Genomic DNA, 13473 nt, shown 5'->3' on the forward strand with positions numbered 1-13473 from the left:
TATTTCTAGAAGACAGATTTAAAACCTACAAGATTTCAAAAACCTTGTAGGTTTTTTTATGGCTATTCACCTAAAATTTTCAGTAAATTTGAAACGTGAAAAACTCAACCTCATTAACACAAATAGCGCTTCAGAAGTTTAAAAAGAACTTCTGGGGCGTTTTCAGTTTGGGGTTTTTAATGGTTTGTGTATTAGTGGCCATATTCGCTTACGCATTGGCGCCGGATAATTCACAAAATGCAAATCAGATGCACTTGTCAATTCATTCTAAAAACCCTGGGTTTTCGGTACAAATGCTTACAATTCCTGTTGCCATAGAAGATCAAAACCCAATCTCGGTTTTCTTTTTTGGTGAAAAGAATGCAAATACTGAAATTCCTATTTCAAATTATTCATTAAAGTCTAATACTATCGAGATAACCGAATATACTCCTGAGGGCACTGATGGACTTCAAAAGGAATATTCAGTATCGCTTTTTCTTGATGTTTCTTCAGTGAAGGAAATTCCTAACAAATACATATCAGAAAAGAAATTCTATCTCGGAACAGATAAATATGGCCGTGATCTGTTAAGCCGAATGTTAATTGGAATCCGAATCTCGCTTGCCATAGGGTTTGTAGCGGTCTTTATTTCCTTGGTAATTGGGATTACAATGGGCGCAATTGCTGGGTATTTTGGAGGGAAAGTGGATGCAGCAATTATGTGGGTAATTAACGTTACTTGGTCTATTCCAACGTTACTATTAGTGATAGCTATCACCTTAGCTCTTGGTAAAGGTTTTTGGCAGGTTTTTATCGCTGTAGGGCTCACAATGTGGGTAGAAGTTGCAAGAGTGGTTAGAGGGCAGGTAATGGGTGTGAAACAGATGCAATACGTAACTGCTGCTCGAGCTCTTGGTTTTAATGACTTTAGAATTATAGTAAAACATATTTTGCCTAATAGTATGGCGCCAGTTATTATAATTTCGGCAGCCAATTTTGCGGGAGCAATCTTAATAGAAAGTGGCCTTTCGTTTTTAGGGATAGGTGCTCAGCCGCCAATGCCAAGTTGGGGAGGAATCATAAAAGATCACTACGCATATATTATTTTAGGAAAACCTTATTTAGCCTTAATTCCTGGCCTTGCAATTATGAGCTTGGTTACGGCTTTTATGCTAATCGGGAATGCTTTAAGAGATGCTATGGATGTGAGAAATTAATGTTATTCATTAAATCTTAAACTCATAGAATAAACACTTCAAACTTTTAAAGATTATAAGTTAATAGTATTTTTGACCCTATGAATCGAAAATACATTTATCCCTTAGTTATTATTATTCTTACCGTTGTATTGTACTATTCAGACGATATCTTTAATGGGAATAATAATATTATTTCAGATACATCAACACAAGTTGTTAGAAATTCGAAAGAATTTGATGACTCATTTCTTCCAGAATCTACTACTGGAGCTATAGTAAGACACAACTATTTCACACTTTCTTATTCTGAAGATCATGAACAGGCAGAATGGGTTGCTTATGAGCTTAGTAAAAGCGATTTGTCTAGAAATGAATTTAAAAGACCTTATTTTGAAATTGACAATAAGGTGTCAACAACATCTGCAGACTGGCGCAATTACAAAAACTCTGGTTATGATCGCGGGCATTTAGTTCCTGCTGGTGATAGAAAAATGTCTTTTGAAGCTTATAATGAAACTTTTTTAACCAGTAATGTTAGTCCTCAAAACCGTGAATTTAATGCTGGAATTTGGAATCGTTTAGAACAAAAGGTTAGGTATTGGGCAAATAAATACGACGGAGTTTATGTGGTAACTGGAGGTGTTTTAAATGGAAATATGGAAACTATTGGGTATGAAAATGTTTCTGTGCCTAATGAGTTTTATAAAATTGTTGTAGATGTTACAGATGGCAATCATAAAGCTATAGCTTTTTTAATCCCCAACGAACCTAGTAGTAAGTCTTTTTATGAATATGTAGTTTCTATCGACGAAATAGAAGCTAAAACAGGTATAGATTTCTTTCCTGCCTTGCCTGATTCAATCGAAGATAAAATGGAAAGTATGATTGACTTAAAAGCTTGGGGAAAGAAGTAGCTAAAAAAGTTTTCGGTTAGCAGAAAATACTAAATTTCAGCTCTGTGTTAGGTGTAGTAATAGTTGGCTGCATCTAGCTTTACAAATATAAAAAGTAAGATAGTAAAGCCCCATAGTCCAGATCCTCCGTAACTAAAGAAGGGGAGTGGAATACCAACGGTTGGAAATATACCAGTAACCATCCCTATATTCACAAAAAAGTGAAGAAAGATAATTGCTGCTACACTATAGCCATAAACCCTCCCGAATTGATTTTTCTGTTTTTCAGCTTTATAAATAATTCTGAGAATGAGGCCAATAAATAGGAGGACTACAATCATACTTCCTACAAATCCCCACTCTTCACCAACCGTACTAAAAATGTAGTCGGTATGCTGTTCAGGTACAAAATTTCCTTTCGTTTGTGTGCCTTGTGTCCAGCCTTTTCCTAACCATCCACCATTCGAAATTGCAATTTCACTTTGGTTTGTATTGTAGCCAATTCCTCGTGAATCAACTTCTTTACCAAGAACTATATTAAAACGGTCTCTATGGTGTTGTTTAAATACATTGTTGAAGATATAGCTCACTGAAAATGCAAACCCAATACAAGCAACAACAATCATTATATATTTTAAAACATTGGGGCGTTTTTTTCTATTTCTGTAATAAACTATTACAGCAATTAGTAAAACCGCTACTGCCGCCCAAACTGCTCCAAACGCAAGTGTAGAAACAAAAATAACGGTGGCAAAAAGTCCTAGTAATAAATAAACTCCGTGTAATCCTTCTCTGTATAATGGAAATACAAATGCAGCATACACCAATACACTTCCAGGGTCTGGTTGTAGTATAATGAGTATAACAGGAAGAGCTAGAATAATAAATGCACTTATTTGGTGCTTTAACTCTTGCATATTGGTTTGAATGTCACTTACGTATTTCGCAAGTGCTAGACCAGTAGCTGCTTTGGCAAATTCACTGGGTTGAATGCTGAAACCACCAAAGTCATACCAAGCAGTTGTTCCAGCTATAGTACGGCCAAACACAAAGAGCCCTGCAAGGGAAAGTAAGGAGACTAAATAAATAATACTTGCGTAATTTTCGTAAAATTTTGATTCTATTGCTAATATGAAAATGATAAGTATAAAACTTAATCCTATCCAAATCATTTGTTTGCCGTAAATCTGCTTAAAATCAAAATATCCCTGAGCAGAATCACTGAGCGATGCGGAGTAAATATTAATCCAGCCCATAGAAACTAAGGCGATGAAAATAAAAATCATCAACCAGTCAAATTTCATATATGATTTAGCTGCAGACATTATCTATTAATTGTAAAAGGTTTTCCGCTATGTGGCTTAGCATATTCATCTTCTAGACTACCTTCTAGGATAAATTTCTCCATATCCTTTCTAGTTATTTCACCTTTAATGTATTTTTCAATCATTAAACCAGCGATTCTACCTGCCCAACGAGAACCCCAATATCCGTTTTCTACAAATACTGCTAAAGCTATTTTAGGATTATCTTTTGGTGCAAAGGCCACAAAAATGGAGTGGTCGGTAAGTTGTACGCGTTTTCCATCGATTCTGGTAAAGTTTTCGGCTGTACCTGTTTTACCGCATATTTCAATTCCTGGTATTCTAAGATAAGATGCAGTTCCCGATTCGTAAACTTGATACATTCCTTCAACCACAGGTTCAAAATGCTTAGGGTCGATGGTTGTATGGTGTTTTTCTTTGAATTTTTGTGGAATGGTATCAGTTCCAATTATGTTTTTAATTACGTGGGGAGTATAATACCATCCTCGGTTTGCAATGGCAGCTGTAAAGTTCGCCATTTGAATTGGTGTTAAGTTAATTTCACCTTGACCAATAGAGTTTGAAATGGTAGCAGTTGAAAACCATCTGTATTTTGGGAAATTATAAAAGCGATTATAAAATTTAGAATCTGGAATAAGTCCTCTCTTTCCACTTGGTAGGTCGTATCCTAAGAAGTTACCAAGTCCGAAACTCGCTAAATGTTCTTTCCATTTATCGGTACCTTCTTGAATGGTAGAGTAATTATCAACAGATCTGCGGTATAGCGTTGCAAAGTAAGTGTTACAAGATTTTGCAATACCATAAACCATACTTGTGGCGCCGTGAGCCCCGTGACATTTCATCAAACGTCTTCCATTGTAATAGTACCCTCCAGGACAGTTTATTCGGTCGTCTTCTGTGGTTACATTTTCTTGAAGTGCAATAAGTGCGGTTAATGCTTTAAAGGGAGATCCTGGTGGGTATTCACCCATTAAACCTCTATCGTATAAAGGCTTTGCAATGGTATCATACCACAGTTTTGTAAAGTTTTTCGATCTGTCCCTTCCTACCAATAGCGATGGATCGTAACTTGGCGCTGTAACAAGGGCAAGGATTTCACCAGTACTTGGTTCGATAGCAACTATACCACCTCTTTTGTTAACCATTAACTTTTCTCCATACTCCTGAAGTACTGCATCTATAGTAAGTTGTATATCCTTACCTCTTTCTGGAATTGTGTCGAATACTCCGTCTTTATAAGGCCCAATATCTCTGTTAAAGCGATCTCTTTGTATGTATTTTACTCCTTTTACGCCGCGTAAAACTTCCTCGTATTCTTTTTCAACACCAGCGGTTCCAATTAGTTCCCCCATTTGGTAATAGGGATTCTTTTTAATAATTGCGTTGTTTACTTCAGCAATATATCCTAGAACGTTAGCAGAGTGTTTTACTTGATAGTCGCGAAGGGAACGACGCTGAATGTAAAAGCCTTCATACTTGTACATTTTTTCTGAAAGTGAAGCATAGTCGGCTTTGTTTAGTTGTGGGACCACTACTGAAGGTAACCTCGGAGAGTAAATTTCAGCCTTACGTAACACTTCTTTAAAATCTTCTTTAGAAATCTTTAAAAGTTTACAAAACTCCAAAGTATCTAATGGCTTCACATCTCTAGGGATAACCATGACATCATACGAAGGTTGATTGGAAACTAAGAGGTTTTCATTACGATCAAATATATACCCGCGTTGCGGATAATCATACATCACTTTAATAGCGCTATTTTGCTCAAGAGATTCTGGAGAAGAATCTAACACTTGCAGATAAAAAAGCCTAGCCGTGAAAAGTACACCACTTAGTAAAACTAATGCTATAAGTACAACTTTTCTCATTTCGATTTTCTATTGAACAAAATCATTGTACACATTGTCAAGACTATTGTGAATATTCCTGAAAATAACGTAGATTTTAATAACAATGGTATATGTTTAAAACTAAATATTTCTAGTGAAAACATAACAAAATGATGCATTAATACTAATGAAGTGATATAAGTAATTTTTTCTGTTGTATCTGCTTTTTTAATTTTTACAGATTTGTATTCGTAGCTTACCCCAAATGAATACTTTAAAACAAACGGACGAACGTATGCGATAAACGCCGATGCAGCCGCGTGAACACCACCTGAATCTTCAAAAATATCGATAGAAAGACCTAAAAGGAAGCTTAAAAAAATTAGTAAACTTTTATTACCATCAAGAGGGAATAGTAGTATAAAATAGATATAAAGAAATGGATTGATGTAACCGCCTAAATTAATATTATTAAGCAGTAGCACTTGTATAAAAACAAGCACTATAAACCGTACTATATTAATTAATATATCGTTACTCTGCATCTTCCACTCTTTTTTCTAGCTCATTGATCTCTATTGCATCATTATTTTTGATTAAAAATACGTGCTCAAGACTAGTCATATCATTAAATAAATCGATGTTTACGTAATAATAATTATCGTCATTGTCTAGGTGAAAATCCTTCACGGTTCCAATTAGTACACCTTCGGGAAAAATAGTTGATCGCCCACCTGTGATGATTGTATCTCCCTTTTCAATATCTGCAATTCTTGGGATATCAATCAACTGTGCTATGTTTGGGTCTTTTGTATTCCAGATAAGCGATCCAAAATGGCTAGATTTTTTCAATTTAGCGTTAATTCTACTTTTGGTGTTTAATATAGATTGAACAGTAGAATAGTTGTTTGATATATCGCTTACAATCCCAACAATACCTTTTGAAGAAATAACGCCATAATCTCTTTTAATGCTATCTCTTCTACCTTTATCTAAGGTAAGTTGGTTTTTAGTTTTCGAATAGTTATTGTTGATTACTCGTGCAGAATAATACTCAAATTTGTTGATGATATTACCGCTATCTAAAGTAGGAGCTAAGTTCAATTCATTGTATTGACTTAGTTTTTTACGGAGCATTAAATTTTCTTGTAATAAATCTTCGTTTTCCTTAGCTAGCGTAAAATAATCTGTAATATTATTTCTCACAGTATAGACTCCACCAGTTAGAACGTTTGCGGAACTTATAAATTTGTTGTTGTGGTAATTGTGAGATTGAATCGTTAAAGCAAGAGCAATAATAAACAATACAGCAAATAACAGGAAGTTTTTATTCCGTATAAAGAAAAATATTATTTGCTGCATTGCTTAATAGGGTTAAAATATTCTGCTTTCTAATGGTAGCAACGCCATAAACAGTATGCTATTGTTTTTGATTAATCGCTTTTAGGAAATTATTTTATAAGTACGCTTTTGTATTTACTAAGATTCTTCAAGCATATTCCTGTGCCACGAACTACTGCGCGTAAAGGATCTTCAGCGATATAAACTGGTAAATCAGTTTTTTGTGAAAGTCTTTTATCTAATCCGCGTAGCATTGAACCACCACCTGCAAGGTAAATACCGGTGTTGTAAATGTCGGCAGCAAGTTCTGGAGGAGTTTGTGATAATGTCTCCATTACAGCGTCTTCTATACGTAGAATAGACTTGTCTAATGCTTTTGCAATTTCTCTATATGAAGTTTGTACTTGTTTTGGTTTTCCAGTTAATAAATCACGTCCTTGAACGTCCATTTCGTCTGGTGGAAGCTCAAGGTCTTCAGTTGCAGCACCAATTTGAATTTTTATCTTTTCAGCAGTGCGTTCACCTACATAAAGGTTGTGCTGAGTTCGCATATAATAAACGATATCGTTTGTAAATACGTCACCAGCAATTTTAACAGATTTGTCGCAAACAATACCACCAAGGGCAATAACTGCAATTTCTGTTGTACCACCTCCTATATCCACAACCATGTTTCCTTTTGGTTGCATAATATCAACTCCAATACCAATTGCGGCAGCCATAGGTTCGTGGATCAAGTAAACTTCTTTTCCGTTTACTCTTTCGGCACTTTCTTTTACCGCACGCATTTCCACTTCAGTAATACCACTTGGAATACAAACAACCATACGCAATGAAGGTTTAATCCATTTCTTTTTTAAAGCAGGAATATCACTGATAAACATGTTTATCATCTTTTCACTCGCGTCAAAATCTGCAATTACACCATCCTTTAACGGACGAATAGTCTTGATGTTTTCGTGAGTTTTCCCCTGCATCATAGCGGCTTCACGACCTACCGCAATTATTTTTCCAGTAGTACGATCGCGGGCTACTATAGATGGCGCATCCACAACTACTTTGTCATTATGAATTATCAGTGTGTTCGCGGTACCAAGGTCAATGGCTATTTCTTCAGTTAGGAAGTCAAAAAATCCCATAGTTTTTAATTAGCGGTGTTGAATATTAAGCTGTTGTAATTTATATTAACAAAAGTAATGATTTTTTAATGCTTAAAATGACGTGTTCCGGTAAATACCATTGCCATATTATGCTCGTTGCAATAATCAATACTTAGTTGATCTTTAATAGAACCTCCAGGCTGAATTACTGCAGTAATACCTGCATTGTCTGCAATCTCCACACAATCAGGGAAAGGGAAAAATGCGTCACTTGCCATTACAGCTCCTTCAAGTTCAAAGTTAAACGACTTTGCTTTGTCAATTGCCTGTCTAAGTGCATCTACGCGGCTTGTTTGTCCGGTTCCACTAGCGCAAAGTTGTTTTCCTTTTGCCAGGACAATTGTATTACTCTTAGTGTGCTTGCATATTTTAGAAGCAAACAACAAGTCTTCTAACTCAGATGAACTAGGTTTATTGTTAGTTGAATGTGTTAAAATATCAGCAGTATCGGTAATATTATCTTTATCTTGAACTAAAACTCCGTTCAAACAAGTTCTTACAGTTTTTGAAGGTAGTTCAATTTCTTTTTGAATTAATAGAATTCTATTCTTTTTTCCTTCTAAAATTTCTTGAGCCTGTTTTGAGTAAGAAGGAGCAATTACTACTTCACAAAAAAGACTGTGAACTTCAATAGCTGTAGCTTCGTCAATTTCAACATTACTGATTAAAATTCCTCCGAAAGCTGAAACAGGATCACCTGCCAATGCATCTAAATAAGCTTCTTTTACAGTGTCACGTTGTGCAATTCCACAAGCGTTGTTATGTTTAAGAATAGCAAAAGTTGGTGCTTCGCCTTTAAATTCGTTCATTAGGTTTACTGCGGCATCAACATCCAGAAGGTTGTTGTAGCTCAATTCCTTACCGTGAAGTTTAGTAAACATTTCGTCAAAATCTCCGAAGAAGAATCCTTTTTGGTGTGGGTTTTCGCCGTAACGTAACTCCTGACCTTTAGTTTCACTTATCTTAAACGCTGGTAAGTTTTCTTCTGAATTGAAGTAATTAAAAATAGCAGTGTCGTAATTAGAAGAAACATTAAATGATTTTGCAGCAAAACGCTTGCGATCTTTAAGTGAAATTTCTCCGTCGTTTGCTGAAATTAATTCTAAAAACTCAGCGTAATCATCAACTGAAGAAACACAAATAGTGTCTTTAAAGTTTTTAGCTGCGGCACGAATTAACGAAATACCACCTATGTCAATTTTTTCAATAATATCTTCCTCTGACGCTCCAGAAGCAACAGTTTTTTCAAAAGGGTATAAATCGACAATTACAGCATCCAACTGTGGAATGTTGAATTTTTCCATTTCCGCAACGTCACTCTCGTTATCTTGTCGGTTTAAAATTCCTCCAAAAACTTTTGGGTGTAATGTTTTTACACGACCACCTAGAATTGATGGATAATCGGTAATGTTTTCAACGGCAATTACATCGATGCCTAAATCGTTTATGAATTTTTCGGTGCCTCCTGTTGAGTAAATTTTTACATTTTGTTCATGCAATTTTTTTACGATAGGAGCTAGTCCTTCTTTGCTAAAAACAGAGATTAAAGCTGACTTGATTTTCTTGGAATTGTTCATTGCTAAAAATTAAGGTGCAAAAGTACATAATTGAATAGTAAATTTGTAACATATACAATGAGAAAACGTCTTACATTTAATAAATTTATCAACCAGGTCGAAAACGAAATCGTCAATCGCTAATTTAAAATCTTAATGCTTATATATCTTCGCGTTTTAAAGGAAAGTTTCAACTTCGCATTAAATGCACTTCGGAACAATAAATTGCGGACTTTTTTGTCTTTAGTTGGAGTAACTATTGGAATTTTTTCGATTATAGCTGTACTTGCAGCAGTAGATTCTTTAAAACGGGAGATAGAGGGGAGTATGAGTGGACTAGATAATAGTACAATCATCATAATGCGTTTTAGTTTTGGACCTACCGAAATCCCCCGTTGGAAATGGCAACAGTTTCCAGATGTTACTTATGACGAATTTCAATACATCGAACGAAATACTCCAAATTTAGAAGCTGCATCTTTCACATTAGGCGTGCCAAACGAAAGTATAAAATCGGAAAGCAATCAAGTGGATAATGTGCCTATTGGTGCAGTTACAGAAAGCTATTACGATATTGAAGCGCTTAAGCTTGGCCAAGGAAGGTTTTTTAATGCTGCAGAATCTAATAGCGGCTCAATGGTTGTGGTTGTTGGAGACGAAATTGCGAATCAACTTTTTGGAGATGCTGCTAATGCCATTGGAAAAGAAGTGAGAATTTACGGACGAAGATTTAATGTAATTGGGGTTTTAGAAAAAGAAGGCGCTGGTTTATTCGGTAATTCAAAAGATACTTCTGTTTGGATTCCAGTAAATATTGTTAGACGAATATTTGGAGATAACAACAAAAATACTTTCCCTCAAATTGTAGTAAAACCTGAAAAAGGAGTTGACAATGCCGAGTTTATCGCAATGCTAACCCAACAACTCCGATTAAAACGAGGTTTAAAACCAGATGAGGTTAGTACTTTTTTTATTAATCAACTTCAAGGCTTTGCCGATTTAATAGACAATATTACAGGAAGTATGAACCTCATTGGGTTGATAATTAGTGGTTTTTCATTATTGGTTGGAGGCTTTGGAATTGCAAACATTATGTTTGTGAGTGTAAAAGAACGAACCAATTTAATTGGAATTCAAAAATCATTAGGAGCTAAAAATAAATTTATCTTATTCCAGTTTTTATTTGAAGCTGTAATCTTAGCTGTAATAGGCGGTTTGATAGGGTTGTTCTTAGTATTTATAGTTTCAATCTTAGCATCGCAATTTACGGGCGATTTTGAATTTGTGCTTTCGCCGTGGAATATGCTTATCGGCACTGCTATAAGTGCAGCTATAGGTTTAATATCTGGAATACTTCCTGCAATTTCAGCGTCGAGATTAGATCCAGTTGAAGCAATTAGAACTGGAATGTAAAGCATTGCGATTTGCAGAAACATCACATTAAAAACAAAATTCCAAAAGCATTTTATTATGTCTTTGGAATTTGTTAGTCATTAGAAGGTTCAGTTCTAGAATTTTCGCAGTGGTTACCACTAAAGTATCTCCGCAACCTTTTCGTTCACCCATTCTAAAAATTTCTCGTCTGCTTCAGTAAATGGATCTGCAGTATTAGAGTCGATATCTATCTGACCAATGTTTTTACCATCTTTAAAAAGTGGAATTACAATTTCAGCTTTAACAGTAATGCTACAAGCTATATAATTGTCTTGTGCTTTTACATCTGGTACTACAAAGTTTTGATTGCTAACAGCTACTTGTCCGCAAATCCCTTTCCCAAAAGGAATAACGGTATGATCTGTTGGCTCGCCTGCATATGCTTTTAAGTGAAGTGTTTTTTCTGCTTCATTTGCAAAATAAAACCCAACCCAATCGTAATAGCTTACAGTTGTTTGCAGTAATTCACAAACTTGATTTAGGCGCTCATTTGTACTCACAGCATCATTGGCTAGAATTGTATTTATATTTGGTTTTAACTCTGAAAAAGGCATAGTTTTATGGTATCTAAAATGTTTAGGCAAAAGTATTTTAAATCGCTCATTAAGCACCAAAAACAAATAATGTATTTTTGTTAAAATTGAACAAAAAATTAAACTGTAACTTTTCAAATATCTAAAAACTAATCGGTGAAAGAACTCTTGTTGAAATACAAATCAGTGGTGCGCTTTGTAGGTCTTTTTATCGGAACGTATTTGTTGCTGGGTATTCTGTATTCAGTTTATTTAAATTTATCTAAAAACGGTTCTTTTTATCCTGATTATATCACACACCTTGTTGCGAAGCAGAGCAATGCTGTGTTGAACACCTTTGGCTATGCTGCATATTTAAATCCAGCACAAACCGTAGAGGGGATGTTGTTGACAATAGACGGGAGATACACCGTAAATATTGTAGAAGGTTGTAACTCGGTGAGTGTAATCATTCTTTTTGTAGCCTTTATTATTGCATTTGCAGAAAAATTTAAGAAAACTATTCTTTACATCTTTGCAGGCGCAGTGTTAATTTACATAATAAACATTATTCGAATAGCTATTTTAACTGTAGCACTTTATAAATTCCCTGAATATGAAAACGTGCTTCACGCCGTAGTTTTTCCAGGAATAATTTATGGTTTTGTATTTATACTGTGGATGGTATGGGTGCGAATGTTAAATGTGAATCCGAAATCAAATCTTGTAAAGTGAGTAATCTTATAAGAATATTACTAGTTGTAATTCTCACTTCCTTATTAGTGCTAGTTCGCGCTTTTGAAGACACTCTTTTTTACGATCCTCTATTGAATTTTTTTAAATCCGATTATAAAACCGCGCCTCTTCCTGAAATGGATGTGTATTTGTTGCATGTGAATACAGCATTTCGATTTGTTCTAAATTCTGTTATTTCACTAGGAATTATATCGTTACTATTTGGAAATAGGGAAGTGATTAAAATTTCATTGTTTCTTTATGCAATACTTTTCGTGGTACTAATGATTGTATTCAGTTTAATAATTTACATCTCAGAAGGAACATCGAGTCATTTTGTACTTTTCTATGTGCGTCGTTTTTTAATTCAACCGTTGTTCCTTTTGATATTACTTCCAGCCTTTTATTTTCATAATTACAATTCAAATTGAAATCAATATATTTGCAACTTAAATTTAAAATTCATTATGAAAAAGTTATCTTTTGTTGTTTTAGCGTTTACAGCTATTGCATTTACGTCTTGTAAGGACAATGAGAAAAAGGTGGAAGAGCCTGAAATAGTTACTGTTGATAATACTGCTTCTGAAAAAGAAGTTTATGAAATTTCAGAAAGAGAAGCTGAATTCAACGACCCAAAGGTAGAAGCTATTTTTGACCAATATATTGAAGTTCAAGAAGCTTTAGTGAATACTGATGCTGAAAAAACAGCTTCAGAATCTTCTAAGCTTGAAGTTCTTATTAAAGAAGTAGAAGTAAATGAAGCTACTCAAACAGCAGTTGCTGCTATGGCTGCATCAGAGGATGTTAATGTACAGCGTGAGCATTTTGAAGTTCTTACTGCAGGGATTGAAGGTATGCTAGAAGGAGCATTAGCGTCTGGTACACTTTACAAACAATATTGCCCAATGGCTTTTAATAATAAAGGTGCTGCTTGGATTAGTAGTGGTAAAAATATTCTAAACCCTTATTTCGGTGATAAGATGCTGAAATGTGGTAGGGTTGATTCAGAAATTAACTAATTACAAAAAAGCCTTCCAATATTTCGGAAGGCTTTTTTTTGTATTTTTGCTTTATAATGAAAAAAGTGATATCCATATTCTTGTCCATATTGATGCTCGTTAGCAGTTCAGGAATAGCTTATGCCCAACATTTTTGTGGGGGTATGGAAATCACTTCTGAGGTTATATTAGTCGAAAAACAGCTTTCCTGCGGAATGGATGCAGAACCTTCCGACGCTAATTGCGAAATGGAAAACTTAACTTCTGAAGCCCCAGATTGTTGTGATGACCATATAACTAAAATACAAACCGACGAAAATTTTACCAAGGCATCTTTTGATGTTAAGTTCAACAAAACCTTTGTCGCTACATTTGTTTCGGTATTTGTACTGCAGGAAGTTGATATAACTTCTTTTCAAAAAATCTTCTATGCGGAATACAATCCGCCACCTCTCGAACGGGATTTAAATATTCTCTACGAGACCTTCTTAATTTGATTTCTTAAATCT

14 protein-coding genes are annotated in these 13473 nt (G+C 34.9%); 7 read left to right on the forward strand and 7 right to left on the reverse strand.

Translation table 11 applies throughout. From position 1 onward, the window contains the following. The first annotated feature begins 95 nt into the window (after positions 1 to 95). Both H4O20_RS04250 and H4O20_RS04255 read left to right on the forward strand, forming a co-directional pair. Positions 96 to 1199, forward strand: coding sequence for an ABC transporter permease (locus tag H4O20_RS04250; protein WP_185098381.1), 1104 nt, complete (start codon positions 96 to 98; stop codon positions 1197 to 1199). An 80-nt stretch (positions 1200 to 1279) separates the two neighbouring features. Beyond that, positions 1280 to 2095: a DNA/RNA non-specific endonuclease gene (locus H4O20_RS04255; protein ID WP_185098382.1), complete on the forward strand. Its 816-nt coding sequence runs from the start codon at positions 1280 to 1282 to the stop codon at positions 2093 to 2095. A gap of 47 nt (positions 2096 to 2142) precedes the next feature. Here H4O20_RS04255 and rodA read toward each other — a convergent pair whose 3' ends face one another. The 6 genes from rodA to purH form a co-directional block, all read right to left on the reverse strand. Beyond that, a complete protein-coding gene (gene rodA / locus H4O20_RS04260; RefSeq protein WP_185098383.1) occupies positions 2143 to 3399 on the reverse strand; it encodes a rod shape-determining protein RodA in 1257 nt (418 codons plus the stop codon). Next, positions 3399 to 5267: a penicillin-binding protein 2 gene (mrdA, locus tag H4O20_RS04265; RefSeq protein ID WP_165146848.1), complete on the reverse strand. Its 1869-nt coding sequence runs from the start codon at positions 5265 to 5267 to the stop codon at positions 3399 to 3401. The genes rodA and mrdA overlap by 1 nt, the downstream gene beginning before the upstream one ends. Next, positions 5264 to 5773, reverse strand: coding sequence for a rod shape-determining protein MreD (locus H4O20_RS04270; protein ID WP_185098384.1), 510 nt, complete (start codon positions 5771 to 5773; stop codon positions 5264 to 5266). The genes mrdA and H4O20_RS04270 overlap by 4 nt, the downstream gene beginning before the upstream one ends. Then, positions 5763 to 6590, reverse strand: coding sequence for a rod shape-determining protein MreC (gene mreC, locus H4O20_RS04275; protein ID WP_185098385.1), 828 nt, complete (start codon positions 6588 to 6590; stop codon positions 5763 to 5765). The genes H4O20_RS04270 and mreC overlap by 11 nt, the downstream gene beginning before the upstream one ends. Before the next feature lie 89 nt (positions 6591 to 6679). Continuing rightward, positions 6680 to 7708, reverse strand: a complete 1029-nt coding sequence (locus H4O20_RS04280) for a rod shape-determining protein (protein ID WP_185098386.1) — start codon at positions 7706 to 7708, stop codon at positions 6680 to 6682. A gap of 65 nt (positions 7709 to 7773) precedes the next feature. Continuing rightward, a complete protein-coding gene (gene purH / locus H4O20_RS04285) occupies positions 7774 to 9306 on the reverse strand; it encodes a bifunctional phosphoribosylaminoimidazolecarboxamide formyltransferase/IMP cyclohydrolase (RefSeq protein WP_185098387.1) in 1533 nt (510 codons plus the stop codon). A 135-nt stretch (positions 9307 to 9441) separates the two neighbouring features. Between purH and H4O20_RS04290 the strand changes: the two genes are divergently transcribed. After that, on the forward strand, positions 9442 to 10698 hold the full coding sequence (locus H4O20_RS04290; protein WP_139855757.1) for an ABC transporter permease: 1257 nt from the start codon (positions 9442 to 9444) through the stop codon (positions 10696 to 10698). 119 nt (positions 10699 to 10817) lie between these two features. Here H4O20_RS04290 and H4O20_RS04295 read toward each other — a convergent pair whose 3' ends face one another. Next, positions 10818 to 11273 carry a GAF domain-containing protein gene (locus H4O20_RS04295; protein WP_185098388.1) on the reverse strand — a complete coding sequence of 152 codons (456 nt, stop codon included), beginning with the start codon at positions 11271 to 11273 and terminating at the stop codon, positions 10818 to 10820. 135 nt (positions 11274 to 11408) lie between these two features. Between H4O20_RS04295 and xrtF the strand changes: the two genes are divergently transcribed. From xrtF to H4O20_RS04315, 4 genes are read left to right on the forward strand one after another with little or no spacing between them, the layout of a single operon-like run. Then, positions 11409 to 11966 (forward strand): exosortase family protein XrtF, encoded by a 558-nt coding sequence (gene xrtF / locus H4O20_RS04300; protein ID WP_185098389.1) that lies wholly within the window; start codon positions 11409 to 11411, stop codon positions 11964 to 11966. Continuing rightward, positions 11963 to 12397 carry an exosortase F system-associated protein gene (locus H4O20_RS04305; protein WP_271392595.1) on the forward strand — a complete coding sequence of 145 codons (435 nt, stop codon included), beginning with the start codon at positions 11963 to 11965 and terminating at the stop codon, positions 12395 to 12397. The genes xrtF and H4O20_RS04305 overlap by 4 nt, the downstream gene beginning before the upstream one ends. A gap of 36 nt (positions 12398 to 12433) precedes the next feature. Next, positions 12434 to 12985 (forward strand): DUF3347 domain-containing protein, encoded by a 552-nt coding sequence (locus H4O20_RS04310; protein WP_185098391.1) that lies wholly within the window; start codon positions 12434 to 12436, stop codon positions 12983 to 12985. Positions 12986 to 13041: 56 nt separating this feature from the next. Beyond that, the gene (locus H4O20_RS04315; protein ID WP_185098392.1) at positions 13042 to 13461 is read left to right on the forward strand and encodes a hypothetical protein; all 420 of its coding nucleotides are present in this window, start codon (positions 13042 to 13044) and stop codon (positions 13459 to 13461) included. Positions 13462 to 13473: the final 12 nt, after the last annotated feature.

The organism is Aequorivita sp. 609, from assembly GCF_014212065.1.
Lineage (GTDB): Bacteria > Bacteroidota > Bacteroidia > Flavobacteriales > Flavobacteriaceae > Aequorivita > Aequorivita sinensis.